Below are 22819 nucleotides of genomic sequence, written 5' to 3' on the forward strand. Positions count from 1 at the left end.
CCGCTCGCGCGCGGCCTCGAGCGCCGCGGTTACGCGGTCCAGCAGGCGCACGACAAGGAGGCGGCGCTGCGGCTCGCCGCGGGCGGCAAGTTCCAGTTCATCACCGTCGACCTGCATCTCGGCGAGGATTCGGGCCTGAGCCTGATCGCGCCGCTGTGCGACCTGCAGCCCGACGCGCGGATCCTGGTGCTGACCGGCTACGCGAGCATCGCGACCGCCGTGCAGGCGGTGAAGGAAGGCGCCGACAACTATCTCGCGAAGCCCGCGAACGTCGAGTCGATCCTGGCCGCGCTGCAGACCAACGCGACCGAAGTGCAGGCCGACGAAGCGCTCGAGAATCCGGTCGTGCTGTCGGTCGACCGGCTCGAATGGGAGCACATCCAGCGCGTGCTGGCCGAGAACAACAACAATATTTCGGCGACCGCGCGCGCGCTGAACATGCATCGCCGCACGCTGCAGCGCAAGCTCGCGAAGAAGCCGGTGCGGCAGTAAGCGGCGCGCCGCGCGCCGTGATCGTCACGACGAGGCCGATTCCGTACGACGCGTGCCGCGGGATACGGCGCGCGATCGCGCAGGCGGACGGGCGGCGCATGGCGGCCTGCCGCCCGGCGCACCAACGAAAACGGGCGGCCCGCCGGGCCGCCCGTTTCGCATTCGACGCCGCGCGCGTTACAGCACGTAGCGCGACAGGTCTTCGTCCTGCGCCACTTCGCCGAGTGCGCGATCGACATACTTCGCGTCGATCGTCACGCATTCGCCCGCATGGTTGCCGGCCGAGAACGACACTTCCTCGAGCAGCTTCTCGATCACCGTGTACAGCCGGCGCGCACCGATGTTCTCGGTCTTCTCGTTGACCGAATAGGCAATCTCCGCGAGGCGACGGATGCCGTCGTCGGCGAATTCGAGCTGCACGTCTTCGGTCGCGAGCAGCGCCTGGTACTGCTTGACGAGGCTTGCGTCGGTCGCGACGAGGATCGCTTCGAAGTCGTTCACCGACAGCGAGTCGAGCTCGACGCGGATCGGGAAGCGGCCCTGCAGTTCCGGAATCAGGTCGCTCGGCTTCGCGAGGTGGAACGCGCCGCTCGCGATGAACAGGATGTGATCGGTCTTCACCATCCCGTACTTCGTGTTGACCGTCGTACCTTCGACGAGCGGCAGCAGGTCGCGCTGCACACCCTGGCGCGACACTTCACCGCCGCTGCCTTCGTTGTTGCGCGACGTGATCTTGTCGATCTCGTCGAGGAACACGATGCCGTTCTGCTCGACGTTCTGCACCGCCTTCGTCTTCACTTCCTCGTCGTTGAGCATCTTCGCCGCTTCCTCGTCGGTCAGCAGCTTCAGCGCTTCCTTGATCTTCACCTTGCGGCGCTGCTTCTTGCCGCTGCCGAGGTTCGAGAACATCGAGCGGATCTGCTCGGTCATCTCTTCCATCCCCGGCGGCGCCATGATGTCCATGCCGGCCGACGGCTGCTCGAGGTCGAGCTCGACTTCCTTGTCGTCGAGCTGGCCTTCGCGCAGGCGCTTGCGGAACGTCTGGCGCGTCACGTTGTTGTCGTCGTTCGCGTGCTCGGCGTTGCCGCCGAAGCCCACCGCGCGCGGTTGCGGCAGCAGGATGTCGAGGATGCGGTCTTCCGCCTGGTCGGTCGCCTTGCTGCGCACCTTGCGCATCTCGGTTTCACGCGTCTGCTTGACCGAGATCTCGATCAGGTCACGCACGATGCTGTCGACGTCGCGGCCGACGTAGCCGACTTCGGTGAACTTGGTCGCTTCGATCTTGATGAACGGCGCATCCGCGAGCTTCGCGAGGCGGCGTGCGATTTCGGTCTTGCCGACACCCGTCGGCCCGATCATCAGGATGTTCTTCGGCGTGATTTCCTGGCGCAGCGGGTCGGCGACCTGCTGGCGGCGCCAGCGGTTGCGCAGCGCGACCGCGACGGCTTTCTTCGCCTTCGCCTGGCCGATGATGTGCTTGTCGAGTTCCGAGACGATCTCGGCAGGGGTCATGGTGCTCATGGTGCGGTCCTTACTCGATCGTTTCGATGATGCGGTTGTGGTTCGTGTAGATGCACATGTCGCCGGCGATCTCGAGCGACTTCTCGACGATCTCGCGCGGCGACAGCTCGGTGTTCTCCGCGAGCGCGCGGGCTGCCGCCTGCGCATACGCACCGCCCGAGCCGATCGCGCAGATGCCTTCTTCGGGGTCGAGCACGTCGCCGTTGCCGGTGATGACGAGCGTGGTGGTGGCGTCGGCCGTGATCAGCATCGCCTCGAGGCGACGCAGCATCCGGTCGGTGCGCCAGTCCTTCGCGAGCTCGACGGCCGCACGGGTCAGGTTGCCCTGGTGCTTCTCGAGCTTCGCCTCGAAGCGGTCGAGCAGCGAGAACGCATCGGCGGTGCCGCCCGCGAATCCGACCAGCACCTGGTTGTTGTAGATCCGCCGCACTTTCCGCGCGCCACCCTTCATGACGATGTTGCCGAGGGTTACCTGGCCGTCGCCGCCGAGCGCGACCTTGTCGCCGCGCCGGACCGAAACGATGGTCGTGCCGTGAAATTGCTCCATCTGCGTTCCTTGAGAAAAACGGGGAAGAGTCGGGGGCGCGCGAGGCGCCGCCGCGTAACTCGCAGTGCGCCGGGAAGCGGCCCGGCGCGCATCCGTTTCATTTTAGGGCGGGCGCCGGGATATCAAGAGGCGGGGTGGGCAAATCGGCGGCCGGCGGGGAACCGGTGCCGGAAAAACAAAAAGCGCGCGGCAGGCCGCGCGCTTTCGGGAAGCAGCGTGTCTGAGCGGAACGCCGCTCGATCAGTCGCCGAACAGCTTCTGGCGCAGCTCGCGGCGCTCTTGCGCTTCGAGCGACAGCGTGGCGGTCGGACGCGCGAGCAGGCGCGGAATGCCGATCGGCTCGCCGGTTTCCTCGCACCAGCCGTAATCGCCGGAATCGATGCGGGCGAGCGACTGCTGAACCTTCTTGAGGAGCTTGCGTTCGCGATCGCGCGTACGCAGTTCGAGCGCGTGCTCTTCCTCGATCGTCGCGCGATCGGCGGGATCGGGCACGATCACCGTCTCGCGCAGGTTCTCGGTCGTCTGGCCTGCATTCTTGAGGATGTCCGCCTGCAACTGTTCGAGCCGATTTTTGAAGAAGGCGAGCTGATCCTCATTCATGTAATCCTTGTCGCTCATCTTCAGGATTTCGGCTTCGGTCAAGAGTTTCTTCGTCATCTGCTTGCTTCTTCAATGTGCGGCAAATCGATAGATATTGCCTGCACTTTGGGATTACCCGCAACCGCCCTTGCAATCATTTGCGATTTGCCGCCGCGGGGCCGAAAGCCTCTGGAAAACCGGTTCTCAAATACCAGGATGGGCCTGGCGCGGAGTTGCGCGCGCTGCGAACCGGTGTGCTGCGCGGCACATCGCATCGGCCGCGGCCGGGAGGCGGATTGGCGATCCGGCGCGGTTGCGATGCCCGGAAAACTGGTTCAGCAAGAACCGGGCCTGTTTGTTGCCGTACTCCAGCGGGCACGTATTGTAACTGAATCGCAAGCGGGCGCCGTATCGGGTCGATCCCCGTCGGCTGCGCCAATATCTAGAAAATATAACGCGCAAATCGCGAAAAAGCGATGACGGCGAAACCCTGCCCGAAAAGGGCGCCCCGCGGCCGCCGCAGCCGCCTGCGAGGCGGCCTCGCGGCGGCGTGCGCGGCGGTTGCCCGCGCGCGTCAGGCGAGGCAGGCGTCGAGGCCGTCGGTGATCAGGTCCTGCGGCAGATCGACGCCGATGAACACCATCTTGTTGGTCTTCTTCTCGACCGGCAGCCACTTCGACGCGAGGTCGCTGCCCATCATCTGGTGCACGCCCTGGAACACGACCTTGCGGTCGACGCCCTTCATGTACAGCACGCCCTTGTAGCGCAGCATCCGCTCGCCGTAGATCTGCAGGATGCCGCCGAGGAAGTCTTCCAGCTTGTTCGGGTCGAACGGACGGTCGTTGCGGTACACGAACGACTTGATCTTGTCGTCGTGGTGCGCGTGGTGGTGATGGTGGTGGCCGTGGTCGTGATCGTGCGCGCATTGACCGTGATCGTGGTCGCAACTGGCGTGATCGTGATCATGGTCGTGATCGTGGTGCGCGTGATCGTCCTCGGCGAGGAAGTCGGGGTCGATCTCGAGCTTCGCGTTCAGGTTGAAGCCGCGCAGGTCGAAGATTTCCTTGATGTCCGCTTCGCCGAAGTTCACGACCTTGATCGCGGCCTTCGGGTTCATGTGCATCAGGCGATGCTTGAGGCCGGCCACCGTCTGGTCGTCGACCAGGTCCGACTTCGTGATGAACAGGCGATCGGCGAAGCCGACCTGGCGCTGCACGACTTCGTGCTCGTCGAGCTGCGCGTTCGCGTGCTTCGCGTCGACCAGCGTGATGACCGCGTCGAGCAGGAAATCGTCGGCGATCTCGCTGTCGATGAAGAAGGTTTGCGCGACCGGGCCCGGGTTCGCGAGGCCGGTGGTTTCGATCACGATGCGGTCGAAGTCGAGCTTGCCTTCGCGCTTCTTCGCGGCGAGCTCGCCGAGCGTGCGTGCGAGGTCGCCGCGGATCGTGCAGCAGATGCAGCCGTTGCTCATCTGGATGATCTGCTCGTTCGAATCCTGAATGAGGATTTCGTTGTCGATGTTCTCTTCGCCGAACTCGTTCTCGATCACGGCGATCTTCATGCCGTGCTGTTCGTTCAGGATGCGCTTGAGCAGCGTCGTCTTGCCGCTGCCGAGGAAGCCGGTGAGGATGGTGACGGGAGTGGCCATGTCAATCGCCTGTGGTTCGTGAATCGGGGTCAAAACCAGGATGTGCGTCGCGCCCGGGGCTTTGCCAGCCGGGGCGCACAACCATCCATTGAAACATACCTGTCAAGCCCTCGCCCGTCGTCCGAACGACAGGCGGGAGCGCGGATCCGCCGGGCGCCAGGGTGCGGCCGGCGGACGGTTACGCGCGTAGATCGGGGCGATCAGACGATTTGCAACAGCAGGCCCTTCAGATATTCGCCTTCCGGGAAGGCCGCGAGCAGCGGGTGATCGACGCCCGCGCCGAGGCGCTTCAGGATGCGCGCGTCGACCTTCGCGTCGGCGGCCGCACCCGCGACGATCTTCTGGAACAGGTCCATGTCGATCGCGCCCGAGCACGAGTACGTGAACAGCAGGCCGCCCGGACGCAGCAGCTTGAAGCCGCTCAGGTTGATGTCCTTGTATGCGCGCGCCGCGCGATCGACGCTGTCGCGCGTCGGCGCGAACTTCGGCGGATCGAGCACGATCAGGTCGAAGCGCTCGCCTTCGTCGACGAGGCGGCGCAGCGTCTTGAAGGCGTCGGCGTCGAGCCAGGTCGCGCGTTCGGCGTCGAAGCCGTTGGCGACGACGTTCTGCTGCGCGAGCGCGAGCGCATCGCCCGACGAGTCGATCGACACGACGCGCTTCGCGCCGCCCTTGAGCGCGGCGAGCGAGAAGCCGCCCGTGTAGCAGAAGCAGTTCAGCACGTCGCGATCGGCCGCGTACTGCGCCACCAGCGCGCGGTTGTCGCGCTGGTCGACGTAGAAGCCCGTCTTGTGGCCGTTCGGCACGTCGACGTGATAGCGCACGCCGTTTTCGTTCGAGATCAGTGTCGCGGGCGGCGCATCGCCGGCCAGCACGCCGGTCGTCTGTTCGAGCCCTTCCTTGTCGCGGATCGACACGTCCGAGCGCTCGTAGACGTTCGGGCAGTCCGTGGCGCCGACGAGCGCCTTCACGATCGCGTCCTTCCACGCTTCGACGCCTGCCGCCATGAACTGGCAGACGAGCTGGCCGCGCGGCGCGGCGCCGGCTTCGGCGGTGTCCGCGACGTAGTAGTCGACGATCAGCCCCGGGAGCCCGTCGGCTTCACCGAACACGAGCCGCACCGCGCCCGTGCCCGACACCATCGTCGTGCGGTGCGCGACCGCGCGCTGCACGCGGCGCTTGAAGAATGCGTGGTCGATCGGCTCGTTCTCGTCGAAGCTCCACACGCGCACGCGGATCTGCGATTGCGGGCTGTACGCGCCGCGCGCGAGGAAGCGGCCGTCGTGCGCGCGCACGATCACGGTCGCGCCGGGCGCGGGCTTGCCGTCGACGCGGTCGATCGCATTGGCGTAGATCCACGGATGGCGGCGCAGCAGCGATTTTTCCTTGGACGGCTTGAGGGTGACGGTTTGCATGATGAGATCGAAATGGGCCGTGCGCGCAGCCGGCCGTGGCCGGTCGCCGCGCGCGGCGGGTAACACGGGACGCGCGTCAGTCGCGCTTCTTCGCGCGCGGGTGCGCGCTGTCGTAAATCTTCGCGAGATGCTGGAAGTCGAGCGACGTATAGACCTGCGTCGCTGAGACGCTCGCGTGGCCGAGCAGCTCCTGCACCGCGCGCAGGTCGCCGCTCGACTGCAGCACGTGCGTCGCGAACGAGTGGCGCAGCACGTGCGGATGGACGTTGGCGGGGATGCCCGCGGTGAGCGCTGCGCGCTTCACGCGCTCGCGCACGACGCCCGGCGACATCCGGTTGCCGCGCACGGACACGAACAGCGGATGCGGATCGTGCTTCACGAATTCGCCGCGCACCGCGAGCCATGCGTTCAGCGCGTCGATCGCCTTGCGGCCGACCGGCACCTTGCGCTCCTTGTTGCCCTTGCCGCGCACGGTGACTTCGGCTTCGGCGAGGTCGAGCCAGCCGGTCGAGCGGTAGCCGTCGGCCTGCGTGTACATCACGTCGAGCCCGATCAGCTCGGCCAGGCGCAGCCCCGACGAATAGAACAGCTCGAGAATCGCGTGATCGCGAATGCCTTCGGTCGTGTTGGCGAGCGGCGCGTCCATCAATGCGGAAGCATCGTCGACCGACAGCGCCTTCGGCAAGGTCTTCGCACGTTTCGGCGCGCGCACCGCGGCGACCGGGTTCGCGGGCATCTCGACGCGCTGCGCGAGCCAGCGGTAGAACGCGCGCCACGCGGACAGCCGGTGCGAGATCGAACGGGCGGACAGCCCGCCCGAATGTGCACGCGCGACCGCGCCGCGCATGTCGGCGGCCGTCAGCGCGTCGAGCGGCCGGCCGTTCGCGAGCTTCTTCAGCTCGTCGAGTTCGTGCGTGTAGCCGCGCAGCGTGTGTTCCGACAGCTGCCTGACGTGCTTCAGGTTCGACAGGTAGGCGGCGATCGGATCGTCTGTCATCGCGTGCGGCAGGATCAGTGCGGCAGCAGGCGCGTGAGCGCGGCGCTCGCGAGCGTCGCGATCTGCGCGAGGAAGTCGGTGGCCATCCCGTCGTGGAAGCGGCGCGGGTCGGGCGAGCCGAGCACGAGCAGGCCGAACGCGGGCGCATCGTTGCCGGCGAGCGGCGCACGCAGCGCGAGCAGCGCGACCGATGCGGCCGAGCCGTCGCCGGCAGAAGACGCGGCTTCCGCGCCTTCCGCCGCATTCGCGGCCGGGGCGGCGACCGCGGGCGCGAGCCACTGCGCGGCCTCGAAGCCCGTGTTCGCACCGCAGTACGGCGTCGACAGCCCGTTCGTGAACAGGCGCACTTCCTCGCCGACCTGGCGCGCGAAGTCGGCCTGCGAGTAGGTGTCGGCGACATCCCACACGCGCAGCGCCGTCTGCGGCACGTCGAAGACTTCGGCGATGCCGTCGGCAATCGTGCGCGGCAGCGCGTACGGATCGCGTTCCGCGATCACGCGTGCGGTCCAGCGGCTGAACTTCGCGGACAGGCTGTCGTTCTCGTGGCCGTAGCGCACGAGCTCGGCGAGCCGGCGCTCGAGATGCTTGTTCTTGTCGCGCAGCATCTCCATCTGCCGCTCCTGCAGCGAGATAGCGGCCTTGCCGTGCGGGTTCGCGAGGCGGATCGTCGCGAGCAGTTCGGCGTGCTGCGCGAAGAATTCGGGGTTGGCGAGCAGGTAGTCGGCGACTTCGCGATCGTTCATGTGGCGGGAGCGTTCAGTTATCAAGGACGTTGCAAGGTCAGGCGGGCAGGTCGATCTCGCCTTCGAACACGGTCGTGGCGGGCCCGGCCATCATCAGCGCGGCGGCTTCGTCGCGCGCGCCGTCCCAGCTGATCGTCAGCGTGCCGCCATGCGTGTGCACGGTCACCGGCGAATCGAGCAGGCCGCGCCGGATGCCGGCCGCGACCGCCGCGCACGCGCCGGTGCCGCACGCGAGCGTCTCGCCCGCCGCGCGTTCGTACACGCGCAGCTTCACTTCGCTGCGCGACACGATCTGCATGAAGCCGGCGTTCACGCGCTCCGGGAAGCGCGCGTGGTGCTCGATCAGCGGGCCTTCTTCGAGCACCGGATACGCTTCTGCATCGTCGACGACCTGCACCGCGTGCGGGTTGCCCATCGTCACCGTCGAGATCCAGCGCGTCGCACCGCCGACGTCGAGCGGCCACAGCGTGTCGCGACCCTCGGTGCGGCCGTCGAGGCCCGCTGCATCGAACGGCACCTGCGCCGGCGTGAACACGGGCGCACCCATGTCGACGACGACTTCGCCGTTGTCCTGCATCGTCAGCGTGATCAGGCCCTTCATCACCTGCACGCGCACGCTGCGCTTGTCGGTCAGGCCGCGGTCGCTGACGAATTTCACGAAGCAGCGCGCGCCGTTGCCGCAGTGTTCGACCTCGCCGCCGTCGCAATTGAAGATCCGGTACTTGAAATCGACACCGTCGACGGTCGGTTTCTCGACGAGCAGCAACTGGTCGGCGCCGATGCCGAAGTGACGATTGGCGAGCGCACGCACCTGCGCTTCGGTGAGCGGCGGCAATGCGCGCGAATAGCCGTCGAGCACGACGAAGTCGTTGCCCGCGCCGTGCATCTTGGTGAACGAGAGTTTCACTGGGTCCGGATTTCCATGGCGAACAAGGCGGTCAGCGCGGCGCGCGTGACGCCGCGCCATGCCGGGCGCCTCGTTCGTCGTGCTGATCTCAACCGCAAATGATACATGCAGCCGACAGGGGCGTCCTGCGCGGGCGGGGGCGGGTGGGGGCGAAATGGGGCGCATCTGTCGATCGGTCGACTGGTCGCGTGTGCGACAGGCGGGCAGATTGATGCGGTGTGACGGGCCTGTTGCGATGCCAGCAGGGTTCGGCGAAAACACGGGATGGCGCGGACGCGTACTTTCGTACAGGTCAAATTGACGAGGCAATCAAGCGATTCGTATAGTGTGGCTATACGCATGGGCCATGCTGTCGGCATCGCGACTCGAATCTGGGAGATCCATGATCAAGTCGTGGCAGCACAAGGGGCTGGAAGCGTTTTTCACGAACGGGAACAAGGCGGGCATCCGGCCCGACCATGCGCCAAGGTTACGACGCCAGCTTGCACGTCTCGACGTCGCGAGCCGGCCGCTCGACATGAACGTGCCGGGCTGGCGGTTTCACGGCCTTGCCCGTGGACTGGACGGCCATTTCGCGGTGAGCGTGAGCAGCAACTGGCGTCTGACGTTCAGTTTCGACGGCGCCGATGCCGTCCTGGTCGATTACCAGGACTACCACTGAGGTGATTCAAGCGATGACTCGCATCTTCAATCCGCCGCATCCGGGCGAAGCGCTGCGCGACGACGTGCTGCCGGCGTTCGGCCTGACCGTCACCGAGGCCGCGGCGCAACTCGGCGTCACGCGTGCGGCGTTGTCGCGCATTCTGCATGGTCATGCGGGGATCTCGCCGGAAATGGCGTTGCGCATCGAGGCGTGGCTTGGCGAGGAGAACGGCGGTCGCGCGGATCTGTGGCTCGCCCAGCAATCCGCTTACGACTTGTGGCAGGCGCGCGCGAAAGGCGTGCCCAAGATAGCGAGAGCGCGGGCACGCACGTGAACGCGCCCGCGAGCATGGCTCAGTACAGGCTCGGCTCGCCGTTCGGGCGCGTCTTGAAGCGCTTGTGGACCCAATAGTATTGCTCGGGCAGCAGCGGGATCTGTTCCTCGAGGAATGCGTTCATCCGCCGCGCGTCGAGATCGTCGTCGCCGGTCGGGTAGTGATCCCACGGCTTGAATACCTTCAGACGGTAGCCCTTGTAGTTCGGCAGCACCTCGCCGATGAACGGCACGACCTGCGCGCGGCCCGTCTTCGCGAGCCGGCCGACCGCCGTCAGCGTGCACGCGGGCACGCCGAAGAACGGCACGAACGTCGAATTGCGCAGCCCGTAGTCCATGTCGGCGCCGAGCATCACCGGCTTGCGGTCGCGCAGCCAGCGCAGCACGACGCGCGCGCTGTCCGCGCGGCCGACCATCTCGGCGTCGAAACGCCCGCGCGCCTTCTTCGCCTCTTCCTCGAGCACCGCGTTCGAGAACGGCTGGTAGAGCGACCCGCAGCGGCGGTGCAGCGAACGGTTCAGCCAGATCGAGCCGGCCTCGATGCCGACGAAATGCAGGCCGAGGAACAGCGTCGGCGGCAGGTCCGGATCGTCGAGGTCGACCGCGCTGTCGACCTGGATCAGCTTCGCGAGCTTTTTCTCCGAGCCGAACCACTGCACGCTGCGTTCGACGTAGCTGCGGATCGCATGGCGGAAATGCTGCCCGGCAATTTCCTCGCGGCGTTCGTCGCTCCAGTCAGGGAAGCAGAGTTTCAGATTGGTGTGTACGATGCGCTTTCGCCGGCTGGGGATCTTGTAGAGCAGCCAGCCGAGACCATCGCCGAACCGTGCGGTCAGGCCGTACGGCAACAGGGCGAGCAGTTTCAGCAAGCCAATGGCGAGGTGCGTGGCTAGACGACCTAGCATGCGGAACCTCCGTGGGACCGGCTGGCCGGCGCTTTGCAAACAGGGTGGTGAGACAGCGGAAGATGCAGCACGGGCGGCGCTCTGTGACAATTCAGGAAAGCCGCTATAATACGGGCTTCGCCGAGTTAACTGACAACTTGCGGGGCGAAGCCGGTTAGCGTGACACGCGCTGCCCGGTCCTGGTAATCCGCTAAAGCGTCGCCGCTTCAGGCCCAACGAAGCTGGCTACGTGAAACCAACCGTAACCACACAGGAGCCTGAAAAAGTGGCAAACGATTATCTCTTCACGTCCGAATCCGTCTCTGAAGGCCATCCGGACAAAGTCGCGGACCAAATCTCGGACGCGATCCTCGATGCCATCCTCGAGCAGGACAAGTATTCCCGCGTAGCGGCGGAAACGCTGTGCAACACGGGTCTCGTCGTTCTGGCCGGTGAAATCACCACGACGGCCAACATCGACTACATCCAGATCGCGCGCGACACGATCAAGCGCATCGGCTACGACAACACCGACTACGGCATCGACTACAAGGGTTGCGCGGTGCTCGTCGCGTACGACAAGCAGTCGCCGGACATCGCCCAGGGCGTCGATCGTGCACACGACGACAACCTCGACCAGGGCGCGGGCGACCAGGGTCTGATGTTCGGTTACGCGTGCGATGAAACGCCGGAACTGATGCCGCTGCCGATCTACCTGTCGCATCGCCTCGTCGAGCGCCAGGCCAGCCTGCGCCGCGACGGCCGCCTGCAATGGCTGCGCCCGGACGCGAAGTCGCAGGTGACGGTTCGCTACGTCGACGGCAAGCCCGATTCGATCGACACCGTCGTGCTGTCGACGCAGCACGCACCGGACATCGAGCTGCCGGCGCTGCGCGAAGCCGTGATCGAGGAAATCATCAAGCCGACGCTGCCGGCCGACCTGATCAAGGGCGACATCAAGTTCCTGGTGAACCCGACCGGCCGATTCGTGATCGGTGGCCCGCAGGGCGACTGCGGCCTGACCGGCCGCAAGATCATCGTCGACACGTACGGCGGTGCCGCACCGCACGGCGGCGGCGCGTTCTCGGGCAAGGATCCGTCGAAGGTCGACCGTTCGGCTGCATACGCAGGCCGCTACGTCGCGAAGAACATCGTCGCCGCCGGCCTCGCGTCGCGCGCGCTGATCCAGGTGTCGTACGCGATCGGCGTGGCCGAGCCGACCTCGGTGATGGTCAACACGTTCGGCACGGGCCGCGTGTCGGATGCGGTGATCACGAAGCTCGTGCGCGAGCATTTCGACCTGCGTCCGAAGGGCATCATCAAGATGCTCGACCTGCTGCGCCCGATCTACGAGAAGACCGCGGCTTACGGCCACTTCGGCCGCGAAGAGCCGGAATTCTCGTGGGAAGCGACCGACAAGGCGCTCGCGCTGGCCGAAGCGGCCGGCGTCGAGCCGACGGCACGCGTCGCGTAAGCGTCGTTCGCCTCAAATGAAAAACCCCGGCATTGCCGGGGTTTTTTTATGCGTTCCGATCGCCGCGGCGATCGGGCAACGGCACGGGCAACGGCGCGACGGCGATCGTCGCGCGGCGGTGCCCGCCGGCGTGCGCTCAGCGTGCGCCGAACCCGAACCAGCCGTTGCTGGCCGCGAGGCGGCGCGGGCGGTTGACGCGGCGCTGCGGGCCGAGCGTGCGGCGCAGCGCGAGCGCGCGCAGCGACGACGGCTTCTGCAGCAGCGAGCGCAGGCCGGCACGGCGCGAGAACGCTTGCGTGCTCATCATCGAGAAAAATGCGTGGAACCACGCACGGATGCCGTCCAGCCGGCTATGGGCGGGCGTGCGCTCGGCCAGCGCCTGCGTGCGTGCGCGGTGATGGCGCAGCGAGCGGGCAGGAGCGGGCGGCACGACGCGCTTCGCAGCGCGGCTGAGACGGGAAGTCAGACGGAATGGCATGTGAACGATGCTTCGCTTGTATGGATGGCGCCCTTGGGAGCGCACTGGTATGAACGGCCTCGGAGTGCGCAACGGATCTTACCGAAACCCGCTGCGCGCCGCGCCCGCCAGAATTGACAGGCCGCGACAGGCTACAGGGGATTCATGACGCGCAAAAGTCGCGATAAACCCTTGTGCCACAAGGCGTGTGCCGCATACCGCCTGTCGCTGAGGCCGGCGCCGCGCCGCACAGTTCCCTTGAGCCGGATCAAATTCGCGATTGGCATGCCCCTGCGCACGACAATGGTGCTGTTCGCGGCATCCGGCGCCGATTTACAATCGTCACATTCACACAATAAGCGTCTGGCATCCCATGTCGTCTCCATTGCAGTCGGAATCGATCCGCGCGCAAGTCGCGGAATTGCGCGAGCGCGGCTTCGTCGTCGCGCGTGGCCTCGTCAGCGACGAGCAGTGCGCGGCGCTCAGGCAGGTCGCGGAGCGCCAGTTGCGGGAGGCGGCCGAGCCGATCGAGTTCGAGGCGGACCTGCGCTATCCGGGCGCGCCCGAGTCCAAGCATGCGCCGGGCGGGCATACGGTGCGGCGGCTGCTCGACGCGTACTCGCGTGATCCGGCCTTCGCCGAGCGTGCGATCGCACCCGAAATCGGCGCGTGGATGCGCGAGTATTTCGGCGAAGAGCCGGTGCTGTCGCGCGCGCATCACAACTGCATGATGACCAAGCATCCCGCGTACGGCAGCCTGACCGGCTGGCATCGCGATTTCCGCTACTGGTCGTTCGAGCGTCCGGACATGGTGTCGGTGTGGCTCGCGCTCGGGCCGGAAACGAACGAGAACGGCGCACTGTGGCTCGTACCGGGGTCGCACACGGCCGAATTCGGGCCCGAAGCGTTCGATGATGCGAAGTTCTTCCGCAGCGACCTGCCGGAGAACCAGAAGATGATCGCTGCGGCCACGTGCCCGTCGCTGCAGACGGGCGACGTCGTGTTCTTCCACAGCAACACGCTGCATTCGGCCGGGCAGAACCGTTCCGACCAGGTGAAGTTCTCGCTCGTGTATACGTATCACGGTGCGAGCAACCGGCCGGTGCCCGGCACGCGCTCGGCATCGAAATCGGAAGTGCCGTTCTAGGCGCGCAGCGGGCGGCCTTCAAGGCCGCGGTGATGACGCGATGCAGCGCATCGCGGATGCATGGAACAACGGGCGGCCTGGCCGCCCGTTTCGTTTGGCGCGGCCCGAGCGTATGACGCGGGCCGTGCGTGCATCGCGCGGCTGGCGCTCAGCGCTTGCCGCCCGGCATCGCGAGGCCGATCAGGCCGATGAACGATGCGACGGCGCCGCCCACGATCAGCAGGATCGTCTTCGTCGCGGGCGAACCGGTGAAGAAGCGCGACACGTTGTCGTTGATCGAATGGAACGACTGGCCGCCGAAATACAGCAGCACGACGCCGCCGACGAGCAGCGCAACCGAGATGACCCGGGACATACCAACCTCGCAGAAACGGTGATTCGAGACGCCGCAGTGTAGGCGACGGCCGCGGCCGCGTCCATCGTCGCGCCGGCGAGCGCGTTCCGGCCGCTTTCGCTACCATAGTCGTCGTATGACTCCTTCGCCGCCGCCGCGCCGCAAGCGCGGCCGGCGCGCGTCCCTTCTCCCGATGTCCTGACGGAACCGACTCATGGCCTACGAAGCAGCTTCCGAACGTTATGCCGACATGCAATACCGCACCTGCGGCAAATCCGGGCTCAAACTGCCCGCGCTGTCGCTCGGCCTGTGGCACAACTTCGGCGACTCGACGCCGATCTCGACGCAGCGCGACATCCTGCGCACCGCGTTCGACCTCGGCATCAACCACTTCGACCTCGCGAACAACTACGGGCCGCCGTACGGCAGCGCGGAAACCAACTTCGGCCGGTTGCTGAAGGAAGATTTCCGGCCGTATCGCGACGAGCTGCTGATCTCGACGAAGGCCGGCTGGGACATGTGGCCGGGGCCTTACGGCAGCGGCGGCGGGTCGCGCAAGTACGTGCTCGCGAGCCTCGACCAGAGCCTGCAGCGGATGGGGCTCGACTACGTCGACATCTTCTATTCGCACCGCTTCGATGCGCACACGCCGCTCGAGGAAACGGCGGGCGCGCTCGCGTCGGCCGTGCAGCAGGGCAAGGCGCTCTACATCGGCATTTCGTCGTACTCGGCGGCGAAGACGCGCGAGATGGCCGAGCTGCTCGCGCAGTACAAGGTGCCGCTGCTGATCCACCAGCCGTCGTACAACCTGCTGAATCGCTGGGTCGAAACCGAACTGCTCGGCACGCTCGACGAGATCGGCACGGGCAGCATTGCGTTCACGCCGCTCGCGCAGGGGCTGCTCACGTCGAAGTACCTGAACGGCGTGCCGGCCGACGCGCGCGTGAACAAGCCGGGCGGCGGCTCGCTGAAGCAGGATCACCTGAGCGCGGACAACCTCGACCATGTGCGCAAGCTCAACGCGATCGCCGAACGGCGCGGGCAGAGCCTCGCGCAGATGGCGCTCGCCTGGGTGTTGCGCAACGGCCGCGTGACGTCCGCGCTGATCGGCGCGAGCCGCGCGGAGCAGGTGCGTGAAAACGTCGGCGCGCTGAAGAACCTCGAATTCTCGGCGGAAGAGCTCGCGGAGATCGATCGTTACGCGACGGAAGGCGGCATCAATCTGTGGGAAAAGCCGTCCACCGATCAGGCGATCTGACCGGCAGTCGATACGGCATGCGAAACATCGCGTGCCGTATTGATGGCTTGCGCGCGGCACATCGCATCGCTGCAGTGCAGCGATGCAGGTCACGCACGGGTGGTGCGCCGCTAGATCAGCGCAGGCAGGCCTTCGACGAGCAATACCGCGACGCCGACGCCGAGAATGACGCCCAGCACGCGCAGTAGGTTATGGCGGAATTCGGTTGCGCACGGCACCGCGCCGAGAAATAGCGCTCCGGCCAGCGCCATCGGAATCAACAGGATGAAGTCGCCGATCGTGAAGTAGGTCGTCATGCGTGTCTCCAAGGTCGACCGGAGCGGGCGCGTGCGCGCTTGCTCCGGCCCCATGCCGGGTGTTTCTAGTCTTGGTCCGGCCCGATTGCGAGCGGGGCGGTCAATTCGAGTATAGGCAACCGGCAGCGCTTTTCGCTATCCGAACCATTAAAAATCAGCGGAAAGCCCCGTGAATCGCGCACTTTTCCCGCAAGTTAGACGAACGCCTTGCGCGTATCTTTCTCGCGCCTTTCGATTTTTGCGGATTCGTCGTATGTGTCCGATGCGTGCCGCCGCCCCCGCGGGCGCGGCGGCACGCCCGCTCATGCGCGGTCGGGTTGCACGCGGGCGGCCGGCCCGCGGAACACGAGCGCGAGCCCCGCGATGATCGCGCCCATGCCGGCGAGCGCGAGCGGCTCGGGCCGGTTGCCGAGCCATGCGGCATCCATCAGCGTGGTGACGACGGGCACGAGATAGAACAGGCTCGTCACGTTGACGAGATCGCCGCGCTGCATCAACCGGTAGAACAGCAGTTGCGCGATCACCGAAATCACGATGCCGAGCCACAGCAACGGGATCACGAAGGCCCAGCTCAGGTCGAACGACACCGGCCGGAACGGCACGATCGCCACGCACAGCGCGAGGCCGATCGCATTCTGCAGCGGCAGCACGTCGGCGGGCGCCGCACGTACGCGTTTTTGCAGCAGCGAGCCGGCGGTCAGCGCGACGAGCGCGGTGAGCGCGCACGCGATGCCCGCGAGTGACAGGCCGCCGTCTCCTGTGCCGCGGAACACGACGAGCGCGAGACCGGCCAGCGACAGCGCGAGCCCCGCGATGCGCACGGGCTGCCAGCGCCGCTCGACGATCGCGAGCGTGAGGATCGGCTGTACGCCGAGGATCGTCGCGAGCACGCCCGGCGCGATCCCGCGTTCGAGCGCGAGCAGGTAGAAGATCGAATAGCCGCCCATCATCAGCAAGCCGGTCAGCGCGGCCATGCGCCGTTCGCCGCGCGGCGGCAGCCAGCGCTTGCGCAGGAGGGCCAGCCCGAGCAGCACGGACGATGCGAGTGCGAAACGTGCGGTGAGAAAGACGAACGCGGACGCGTGACGCAGCCCGAGTTCAGCGAAGATCGCGCCGCTGCTCCACAGCAGCACGAAGAGCGACGTCGCGCCATGCGCGGCGAGCGCGCGTTTGAACGAAACCATGTGAATCCACCTGTCGAACGGATCGGAATGTTCCATCCGCGCGCGCAGCAGCACGCCGTGCGTCACGACGCACGAATGCGGGCCTGCGGGCGAATGGAAGACGAAACGAAAAGCCGGCTGGTCAGCCGGCGCGTGCCGCCGGAGGGGGCGGCGCGGCGCCGACGAGCGGCGGGGCGACAGGAGGAGGAAGGACCGACGGATGCGCGCACGCCTGCGGCCGCGAGTCGAACTGCGGCCGGGATTTTGCGAGGGCGGACGTGAGCGGATGCATCGTGTCGGAATGCGCTTGAACGCGAATGAGCATCAAAGGTACCGCAAGGCCTGCATCGGATGCAACACAAGTCGGTGGCGCATCGCATGGCGAAGGTCGGAGGGCGATGCGTGGGCAACCGTTGCTGTGCGGGCTGCGTTCGAGGCAGGGGGAAGGTGATGACGACGGCGTCGCGTGATTCGGCAATCGCAGTCGCGCGAAATTGCCTGGTGACCCGATACCGGATTCACGGTGCACCTGGGGCGTCCGTCACGTACGCGCCGCGGTGATGCCGGGGATTCGGCGGCCAGTCACATTCGACAGGGTATGATGGGGGTAACCGGGCGGGCAAGCGTCTACCCCGGCGCAGTGGTTGATTGGAGACATTCGACGAATTCGCGGCACTTCGCCTGCTTCTTCTTCTTTTCGTGCTTCGATAAACCGTGAACAATGGGATTACGCGCAACGCTCCGACGAGAGCGCGCGGATCGTGCATTTGCCGGCCCCCAGCGGGCCGGGTTTCAAGATTCAAGAGTGGGGAACCATCATGCATGTCGGGTCGATTGTCTGCACTACCCATATCGCGGTGCCGAAGGGCGCGCGCGGCATCGTCCAGCGCGTCCTGGGCGACATGGCCATGGTGACCTGGTACGCGGGCGTACCGGGCGAGTCCAAGGAACTCAACACCGAGCCGTTCTTTCTCGAGGACCTGATCGACACCGGCGAATCCGTGCTGCCGGCCGGCGCGGCGCTTCACTAAGCGCCATCATCGCACCGGGCGCTCGTCTTTCAGCCCGGCTGGCGGCACAATGCGGGGCATGAAAGACGTCATTTCCGCTCCCGCTTCTCCCGCCGGCCCGCCGTTCGCCGGACTCACGCCCGAGTGCGTGCTCGACGCGCTCGACAGCGTGCTGATACCGGCCGGCCTGCGCACCGACGGGCGCCTGCTCGCGCTCAACAGCTACGAAAACCGCGTCTATCAGGTCGGTATCGAAGACGGCCCGCCGGTCGTCGCGAAGTTCTACCGTCCGGCACGCTGGTCGGACGAAGCGATCCTCGAAGAGCACGCGTTCGTCGCCGAACTCGCCGCGCGCGAGATTCCGGCGGTGCCCGCGCGCACCTTCGACGGCCGCACGCTGCATGCGTTCGACGGCTTCCGCTTCTCGATCTTCGAGCGGCGCGGCGGCCGCGCGCCCGATCTCGATCGCAGTGACACGCTCGAATGGCTCGGCCGCTTCATCGGCCGGATCCATGCGGTCGGCGCGACGCAGCCGTATGTCGCGCGCCCCGTGCTCGACATCAGGACGTTCGGCTATGAGCCGCGCGACTACCTGCTCGCGCACGATTTCATTCCGGACGATGTGCGGCCCGCATACGAGACGGCCGTGAACCTCGCGCTCGAAGGCGTCGAGGCCGCGTTCGAGCGGGCGGGCGAGATCCGCCTGCTGCGCACGCACGGCGACTGTCATCCGAGCAACGTGCTGTGGACCGATGCCGGCCCGCATTTCGTCGACTTCGACGACAGCCGGATGGCGCCCGCGATCCAGGATCTGTGGCTGCTGCTGCCGGGCGATCGCGAAGGCGCGTCGCGTGCGCTGGCGGACCTGCTGGCCGGCTACGAGGATTTCTGCGAATTCGAGCCGCGCGAGCTGCATCTCGTCGAAGCGCTGCGCACGCTGCGGCTGATCCACTACGCCGCATGGCTCGCGCGGCGCTGGGACGATCCCGCATTTCCGGCCGCGTTCCCGTGGTTCAACACGCATCGTTACTGGGAAGCGCGCGTGCTCGAGTTGCGCGAGCAGATCGGTGCGATGCAGGAAGGGCCGCTCTGGCCCGTGTGACGGCGCGCGCGGCACCCTCGCCGCGCGACATGCCGGTGCGGGCCGCGGCGCGATGCGCGCGGCCCGTTTCCCTCAGAACTTCAGCATCAGCTTGATCAACGCGGCGAAGCGCTTGCCGTACGGCGGCGCGAGCAGGTTGCGCGCGTTCAGGCGCGCCTGCGTGAGCACCGGCTTCATCTTCGAGAACGTCACGAAGCCGTCGTAGCCGTGATAGGCGCCCATGCCGCTCGCCCCGACACCACCGAACGGCAAACTGCCGCACGCGATGTGCATCAGCGTTTCGTTGATCGACACGCCGCCCGAGATCGTTTCGCGCATCACGCGGTCGATCGTGCCGCCGTCCTCGTCGAACAGGTAGAGCGCGAGCGGACGCGGGCGTGCATTCACGTAGGCGATCGCTTCGTCGAGCCGTTCGTACGGCACGAGCGGCAGCAGCGGCCCGAAGATTTCCTCCTGCATCAGTTGCGACGCGGCCGGCACCTGCGTGACCGCGCACGGCACGAAGCGGCGCGATGCGGGATCGGATTGCGCGTCGGACAGCGGATGCAGTTGCGCGCCGGCCGCCTGCGCGTCGCTCGCGAGCTGCTGCAGCCGCGCGTAGTGGCGCGGCGACACGATCGTCGTGTAGTCGCCGTTGGCCGACAGGTCCGGATACAGCTTCGCGAACCGGGCGCGTGCGCGCTCGATGAACGCGGCTTCCATGCCGCGCGGCAGCAGCACGTAGTCGGGCGCGATGCAGGTCTGGCCCGCGTTCAGCGTCTTGCCCGCGACGATCGCGTCGACCGCTGCATCGAAGCGCGCGTTCGGGCCGACGATCGCCGGCGACTTGCCGCCGAGTTCAAGCGTGACGGGCGTGAGGTTGTCGGCGGCTGCGCGCATCACGTGGCGGCCGACGTGCGTCGAGCCGGTGAACAGCAGGTGATCGAACGGCAGCCCGCTGAACGCGGCGCCCACTTCCGCATCGCCGTTCACGACCGCGACGTGGTCGCGCGTGAAGGTCTTGGCAATGAGCTGCTCGAACAGCGCCGACGTGCGCGGCGTCAGTTCGGACATCTTGATGATCGCGCGGTTGCCGGCCGCGAGCGCGCAGATCAGCGGGCCGGCCGCGAGCAGCACCGGATAGTTCCACGGCACGACGATGCCGACCACGCCGAGCGGCTGCGGCATCACCTTCGCGCGCGCCGGGCGCAGCCACTTGTTCATCGGCTTGCGGATCGGCTTCATCCAGCGCTTGCCGTGCTTGAGCGCGTCGTCGATCTCTTCCTTCGCCATCCAGATTTCCGACAGCAGCACTTCCTGCTTCGCGCGATGACCGAAGTCGGCGCTGATCGCTTCGGCGAGGGCATCCGCATGGTCGATCAGCATCGTGCGCAGCGCGCGCAGGTGCTGCACGCGCGTTTCCCATGCCGGATACGGCGCGCGCAGGTAGGCCGCGCGCTGGTCGCGCAGCAGCGCCGTCAGCGCATCCACCGACGGCAGGGCTTGCGGGGCCAGTTCGGGCAGGTCGTTCTTCATGTCGTCTCCTCCAGTTGGGCCAGGCGGGTCGGCCGGCCGTCACGCCGCATGCGCACGCTCGGCGAGCGCGGCGACGCGGATCGGGGTGGTGCGGGTCGCGCGGCACGGGGCCGGATGCGACGTGTACTCGAAAACCGGTTGAAGCGTGCAGCGGGCGTCGCATCCGCGCGACGGTGTGTGCATCCGGAAACTGCTTTGTGGCGCATGCATGTGCGGCGCGATGTGACTGCCGACAGGCACGCGTCGCTGCGCCGTGAGCGCCTGCCGGTGCGCCGAAGCGGGGCAGCGCGACAGGTCAGTCAAATCGTGCCGCAGTGCACCGTGCCGCTGCGGCGGCAAACCATCCAAACGGTCGGCGACGACACGTGCCGTTCGATTTCGACCGACTGCGCGCATGACGTTAAGCATTCCCGCGCGGGCAGCCGTTTGAAATGAAATGCGGGCTGCGCGCATCGCATCCGGACCACCCGGTCGGCACGCGGCCTGCAGAACCTGGCGCTGCATCGTCGTCACTCCCGTTGCGCGACGGATCGGCTTCTCGTGGCCGGCGCGTCGCGCCAAGCGAATCGATACATCTTAAATTTAGTTCACGCGAGCGTTTAGAGGAATCGCTCTTGAATCGGCGCGCCGCGCGCGCGACGGCCATTCCTACAATGCCCGAACATTACAAGAGGGGACGCGGTCGCGCGGCGGTGCCGGGCGCCTTCCATGACACGACGGAGACGTGACATGCAATACGACTACATCATCGTCGGCGGCGGTTCGGGCGGGTCGAGCCTCGCAGGCCGTCTCGCCGATGCCTGCCCCGACGCGACGATCGCGCTGATCGAGGCCGGCTCGCATACGGAGCGCAACCTGCTCGTCAACATGCCCGTCGGCATCGCGGCGCTGGTGCCGTTCAAGCTCGGCACGAACTACGGCTACGAGACGGTGCCGCAGCCGGGCCTCGGCGGGCGGCGCGGCTATCAGCCGCGCGGGCGCGGGATGGGTGGCTCGAGCGCGATCAACGCGATGATCTACACGCGCGGCCACCCGGGCGACTACGACGAATGGGCGCAGCTCGGCGCGACCGGCTGGGGGTGGCAGGACGTGCTGCCGTATTTCCGCCGCGCGGAAGGCAACGCGCGCGGCGCCGATGCGTGGCACGGTGCGGACGGCCCGCTCACGGTGTCGGATCTGCGCTTTCGCAATCCGTTCTCCGAACGATTCATCCAGGCGGCGCACGCGGCCGGCTATCCGCTGAACGACGACTTCAACGGCGCGACGCAGGAAGGCGTCGGCTTCTACCAGGTCACGCACCGCGACGGCTCGCGCTGCAGCGTCGCCCGCGCGTATATCTACGGCCGCAACCGGCCGAACCTGCACGTGATCACCGATGCGACGGTGCTGCGCGTCACGTTCGACGGCAAGCGCGCGGCCGGCGTCGCGATCGCGCGCAACGGGCGAGTCGAGACGCTCGACGCGCGCGCGGAAGTGATCGTGTCGGCCGGTGCGTTCAATTCGCCGCAACTGCTGATGTGCTCGGGGATCGGCCCGGCGGAGCAGCTGCGCCGGCACGGGATCGCGGTCGTGCAGGATGCGCCGGACGTCGGCACGAACCTGATCGACCATATCGATTTCATCATCAATACGCGCGTGAATTCATCGGAACTGGTCGGCGTGTGCCTGCGCGGGATCGCGAAGATGACGCCCGCGCTCGCGCGCTATTTCTCGAGCCGCACCGGGATGATGACGAGCAACGTCGCGGAGGCCGGCGGCTTCATCAAGAGCGATCCGTCGCTCGAGCGTCCCGACCTGCAACTGCACTTCTGCACGGCGCTCGTGGACGACCACAACCGCAAGATGCACTGGGGCTTCGGCTATTCGCTGCACGTGTGCGCACTGCGGCCGTTCAGCCGCGGCACGGTGGCGCTCGCGAGCGGCGATGCGCGCGACGCACCGCTGATCGATCCGCGCTTCTTCAGCGATTCGCGCGATCTCGACCTGCTCGTGCGCGGCACGCAGGCGATGCGCAGGATCCTGTCGCAGGCGCCGCTCGCGTCGCAGGGCGGGCGCGAGCTGTACACGCGGGCCGACCAGAGCGAAGCGGAACTGCGCAAGACGATCGTCGAGCATGCCGACACGATCTACCACCCGGTCGGCACCTGCCGGATGGGCTCGGACGCGCGCGCGGTCGTCGATCCGCAACTGCGCGTGCGCGGCGTCGAAGGGTTGCGTGTGGTGGATGCGTCGGTGATGCCGACGCTGGTCGGCGGGAATACGAATGCGCCGTCGGTGATGATCGGCGAACGCGCGGCGGATTTCATCGTCGCCACGCGCAAGGGCGCGGCGCCGCGCGGCGAGGCAGCCGCGGC

The 22819-nt window shown here is 66.9% G+C and carries 24 protein-coding genes; 9 read left to right on the forward strand and 15 right to left on the reverse strand.

Annotation, left to right across the window (positions count from 1 at the left end; translation table 11 throughout):
- Positions 1-492, forward strand: a 492-nt coding sequence (locus G3N98_RS28715; RefSeq protein ID WP_206150030.1) for a response regulator, incomplete at its 5' end; no start/stop codon positions are given.
- Between the two features lie 177 nt (positions 493-669).
- On the opposite strand, the gene hslU is transcribed toward G3N98_RS28715, so the two are convergent.
- The 8 genes from hslU to dapF form a co-directional block, all read right to left on the reverse strand.
- The gene (hslU, locus tag G3N98_RS28720; protein WP_089426571.1) at positions 670-2013 is read right to left on the reverse strand and encodes an ATP-dependent protease ATPase subunit HslU; all 1344 of its coding nucleotides are present in this window, start codon (positions 2011-2013) and stop codon (positions 670-672) included.
- Between the two features lie 10 nt (positions 2014-2023).
- Positions 2024-2560: an ATP-dependent protease subunit HslV gene (hslV, locus tag G3N98_RS28725; RefSeq protein WP_011353540.1), complete on the reverse strand. Its 537-nt coding sequence runs from the start codon at positions 2558-2560 to the stop codon at positions 2024-2026.
- Between the two features lie 240 nt (positions 2561-2800).
- Positions 2801-3217, reverse strand: a complete 417-nt coding sequence (gene dksA / locus G3N98_RS28730) for an RNA polymerase-binding protein DksA (protein WP_006477498.1) — start codon at positions 3215-3217, stop codon at positions 2801-2803.
- Positions 3218-3713: 496 nt separating this feature from the next.
- Positions 3714-4787, reverse strand: coding sequence for a GTP-binding protein (locus G3N98_RS28735; RefSeq protein WP_206150031.1), 1074 nt, complete (start codon positions 4785-4787; stop codon positions 3714-3716).
- A 200-nt stretch (positions 4788-4987) separates the two neighbouring features.
- A complete protein-coding gene (locus tag G3N98_RS28740) occupies positions 4988-6202 on the reverse strand; it encodes a class I SAM-dependent rRNA methyltransferase (RefSeq protein ID WP_069249126.1) in 1215 nt (404 codons plus the stop codon).
- 76 nt (positions 6203-6278) lie between these two features.
- Positions 6279-7199: a tyrosine recombinase XerC gene (xerC, locus tag G3N98_RS28745; protein WP_089426568.1), complete on the reverse strand. Its 921-nt coding sequence runs from the start codon at positions 7197-7199 to the stop codon at positions 6279-6281.
- Positions 7200-7213: 14 nt separating this feature from the next.
- Positions 7214-7942 carry a DUF484 family protein gene (locus G3N98_RS28750; RefSeq protein WP_089426567.1) on the reverse strand — a complete coding sequence of 243 codons (729 nt, stop codon included), beginning with the start codon at positions 7940-7942 and terminating at the stop codon, positions 7214-7216.
- A 37-nt stretch (positions 7943-7979) separates the two neighbouring features.
- The gene (gene dapF, locus G3N98_RS28755; RefSeq protein ID WP_089426566.1) at positions 7980-8849 is read right to left on the reverse strand and encodes a diaminopimelate epimerase; all 870 of its coding nucleotides are present in this window, start codon (positions 8847-8849) and stop codon (positions 7980-7982) included.
- Positions 8850-9231: 382 nt separating this feature from the next.
- On the opposite strand from dapF, the gene G3N98_RS28760 reads away from it, so the two are divergent.
- A complete protein-coding gene (locus tag G3N98_RS28760; RefSeq protein WP_069249122.1) occupies positions 9232-9510 on the forward strand; it encodes a type II toxin-antitoxin system RelE/ParE family toxin in 279 nt (92 codons plus the stop codon).
- Between the two features lie 13 nt (positions 9511-9523).
- The gene (locus tag G3N98_RS28765) at positions 9524-9826 is read left to right on the forward strand and encodes a HigA family addiction module antitoxin (protein WP_046544200.1); all 303 of its coding nucleotides are present in this window, start codon (positions 9524-9526) and stop codon (positions 9824-9826) included.
- Between the two features lie 19 nt (positions 9827-9845).
- On the opposite strand, the gene lpxL is transcribed toward G3N98_RS28765, so the two are convergent.
- Positions 9846-10730 (reverse strand): lauroyl acyltransferase LpxL, encoded by an 885-nt coding sequence (lpxL, locus tag G3N98_RS28770; RefSeq protein WP_089426564.1) that lies wholly within the window; start codon positions 10728-10730, stop codon positions 9846-9848.
- A gap of 265 nt (positions 10731-10995) precedes the next feature.
- Here lpxL and metK point away from each other — a divergent pair, with 265 nt between their 5' ends.
- A complete protein-coding gene (metK, locus tag G3N98_RS28775; protein WP_006482984.1) occupies positions 10996-12183 on the forward strand; it encodes a methionine adenosyltransferase in 1188 nt (395 codons plus the stop codon).
- Positions 12184-12319: 136 nt separating this feature from the next.
- Here the strand turns inward: metK and G3N98_RS28780 are convergent, their stop codons facing one another.
- Positions 12320-12661 carry a hypothetical protein gene (locus G3N98_RS28780; protein ID WP_089426563.1) on the reverse strand — a complete coding sequence of 114 codons (342 nt, stop codon included), beginning with the start codon at positions 12659-12661 and terminating at the stop codon, positions 12320-12322.
- Between the two features lie 352 nt (positions 12662-13013).
- On the opposite strand from G3N98_RS28780, the gene G3N98_RS28785 reads away from it, so the two are divergent.
- The gene (locus G3N98_RS28785; RefSeq protein WP_206150033.1) at positions 13014-13787 is read left to right on the forward strand and encodes a phytanoyl-CoA dioxygenase family protein; all 774 of its coding nucleotides are present in this window, start codon (positions 13014-13016) and stop codon (positions 13785-13787) included.
- Between the two features lie 148 nt (positions 13788-13935).
- On the opposite strand, the gene G3N98_RS28790 is transcribed toward G3N98_RS28785, so the two are convergent.
- Positions 13936-14142, reverse strand: coding sequence for a DUF3185 family protein (locus tag G3N98_RS28790; protein ID WP_011353528.1), 207 nt, complete (start codon positions 14140-14142; stop codon positions 13936-13938).
- Positions 14143-14335: 193 nt separating this feature from the next.
- Here G3N98_RS28790 and mgrA point away from each other — a divergent pair, with 193 nt between their 5' ends.
- Entirely contained in the window at positions 14336-15379 is a 1044-nt protein-coding gene (gene mgrA, locus G3N98_RS28795) for an L-glyceraldehyde 3-phosphate reductase (RefSeq protein WP_069249117.1), read from the forward strand.
- A gap of 110 nt (positions 15380-15489) precedes the next feature.
- On the opposite strand, the gene G3N98_RS28800 is transcribed toward mgrA, so the two are convergent.
- Positions 15490-15675: a hypothetical protein gene (locus G3N98_RS28800; protein WP_011353526.1), complete on the reverse strand. Its 186-nt coding sequence runs from the start codon at positions 15673-15675 to the stop codon at positions 15490-15492.
- A 302-nt stretch (positions 15676-15977) separates the two neighbouring features.
- Complete coding sequence (locus tag G3N98_RS28805; RefSeq protein ID WP_206150035.1) at positions 15978-16859, reverse strand: DMT family transporter; 882 nt, start codon at positions 16857-16859, stop codon at positions 15978-15980.
- A gap of 797 nt (positions 16860-17656) precedes the next feature.
- Here G3N98_RS28805 and G3N98_RS28810 point away from each other — a divergent pair.
- Positions 17657-17869 carry a hypothetical protein gene (locus G3N98_RS28810; RefSeq protein ID WP_011353523.1) on the forward strand — a complete coding sequence of 71 codons (213 nt, stop codon included), beginning with the start codon at positions 17657-17659 and terminating at the stop codon, positions 17867-17869.
- A gap of 49 nt (positions 17870-17918) precedes the next feature.
- Positions 17919-18950 (forward strand): serine/threonine protein kinase, encoded by a 1032-nt coding sequence (locus tag G3N98_RS28815; RefSeq protein ID WP_206150036.1) that lies wholly within the window; start codon positions 17919-17921, stop codon positions 18948-18950.
- Positions 18951-19022: 72 nt separating this feature from the next.
- On the opposite strand, the gene G3N98_RS28820 is transcribed toward G3N98_RS28815, so the two are convergent.
- Positions 19023-20465: a coniferyl aldehyde dehydrogenase gene (locus G3N98_RS28820; protein WP_206150037.1), complete on the reverse strand. Its 1443-nt coding sequence runs from the start codon at positions 20463-20465 to the stop codon at positions 19023-19025.
- Between the two features lie 39 nt (positions 20466-20504).
- Positions 20505-20969 (reverse strand): hypothetical protein, encoded by a 465-nt coding sequence (locus tag G3N98_RS28825; RefSeq protein WP_241026127.1) that lies wholly within the window; start codon positions 20967-20969, stop codon positions 20505-20507.
- 225 nt (positions 20970-21194) lie between these two features.
- Between G3N98_RS28825 and G3N98_RS28830 the strand changes: the two genes are divergently transcribed.
- The coding region (locus G3N98_RS28830; RefSeq protein WP_206150039.1) for a GMC family oxidoreductase N-terminal domain-containing protein at positions 21195-22819 on the forward strand (1625 nt) is incomplete at its 3' end.

The sequence above is a fragment of the Burkholderia sp. Tr-20390 genome (genome assembly GCF_017104595.1).
Taxonomy (GTDB): domain Bacteria; phylum Pseudomonadota; class Gammaproteobacteria; order Burkholderiales; family Burkholderiaceae; genus Burkholderia.

Coding starts and splice junctions, on each gene's coding strand:
- G3N98_RS28810 (WP_011353523.1), top strand. CDS start 17,657: ATGCATGTCGGGTCGATTGTCTGCACTACCCATATCGCGGTGCCGAAG.
- hslV (WP_011353540.1), bottom strand. CDS start 2,560: ATGGAGCAATTTCACGGCACGACCATCGTTTCGGTCCGGCGCGGCGAC.
- G3N98_RS28750 (WP_089426567.1), bottom strand. CDS start 7,942: ATGAACGATCGCGAAGTCGCCGACTACCTGCTCGCCAACCCCGAATTC.
- dksA (WP_006477498.1), bottom strand. CDS start 3,217: ATGACGAAGAAACTCTTGACCGAAGCCGAAATCCTGAAGATGAGCGAC.
- G3N98_RS28765 (WP_046544200.1), top strand. CDS start 9,524: ATGACTCGCATCTTCAATCCGCCGCATCCGGGCGAAGCGCTGCGCGAC.
- G3N98_RS28815 (WP_206150036.1), top strand. CDS start 17,919: ATGCGGGGCATGAAAGACGTCATTTCCGCTCCCGCTTCTCCCGCCGGC.
- G3N98_RS28820 (WP_206150037.1), bottom strand. CDS start 20,465: ATGAAGAACGACCTGCCCGAACTGGCCCCGCAAGCCCTGCCGTCGGTG.
- G3N98_RS28740 (WP_069249126.1), bottom strand. CDS start 6,202: ATGCAAACCGTCACCCTCAAGCCGTCCAAGGAAAAATCGCTGCTGCGC.
- lpxL (WP_089426564.1), bottom strand. CDS start 10,730: ATGCTAGGTCGTCTAGCCACGCACCTCGCCATTGGCTTGCTGAAACTG.
- G3N98_RS28790 (WP_011353528.1), bottom strand. CDS start 14,142: ATGTCCCGGGTCATCTCGGTTGCGCTGCTCGTCGGCGGCGTCGTGCTG.
- G3N98_RS28825 (WP_241026127.1), bottom strand. CDS start 20,969: ATGCAGCGCCAGGTTCTGCAGGCCGCGTGCCGACCGGGTGGTCCGGAT.
- G3N98_RS28760 (WP_069249122.1), top strand. CDS start 9,232: ATGATCAAGTCGTGGCAGCACAAGGGGCTGGAAGCGTTTTTCACGAAC.
- xerC (WP_089426568.1), bottom strand. CDS start 7,199: ATGACAGACGATCCGATCGCCGCCTACCTGTCGAACCTGAAGCACGTC.
- G3N98_RS28780 (WP_089426563.1), bottom strand. CDS start 12,661: ATGCCATTCCGTCTGACTTCCCGTCTCAGCCGCGCTGCGAAGCGCGTC.
- G3N98_RS28735 (WP_206150031.1), bottom strand. CDS start 4,787: ATGGCCACTCCCGTCACCATCCTCACCGGCTTCCTCGGCAGCGGCAAG.
- mgrA (WP_069249117.1), top strand. CDS start 14,336: ATGGCCTACGAAGCAGCTTCCGAACGTTATGCCGACATGCAATACCGC.
- hslU (WP_089426571.1), bottom strand. CDS start 2,013: ATGAGCACCATGACCCCTGCCGAGATCGTCTCGGAACTCGACAAGCAC.
- G3N98_RS28805 (WP_206150035.1), bottom strand. CDS start 16,859: ATGGTTTCGTTCAAACGCGCGCTCGCCGCGCATGGCGCGACGTCGCTC.
- G3N98_RS28785 (WP_206150033.1), top strand. CDS start 13,014: ATGTCGTCTCCATTGCAGTCGGAATCGATCCGCGCGCAAGTCGCGGAA.
- G3N98_RS28800 (WP_011353526.1), bottom strand. CDS start 15,675: ATGACGACCTACTTCACGATCGGCGACTTCATCCTGTTGATTCCGATG.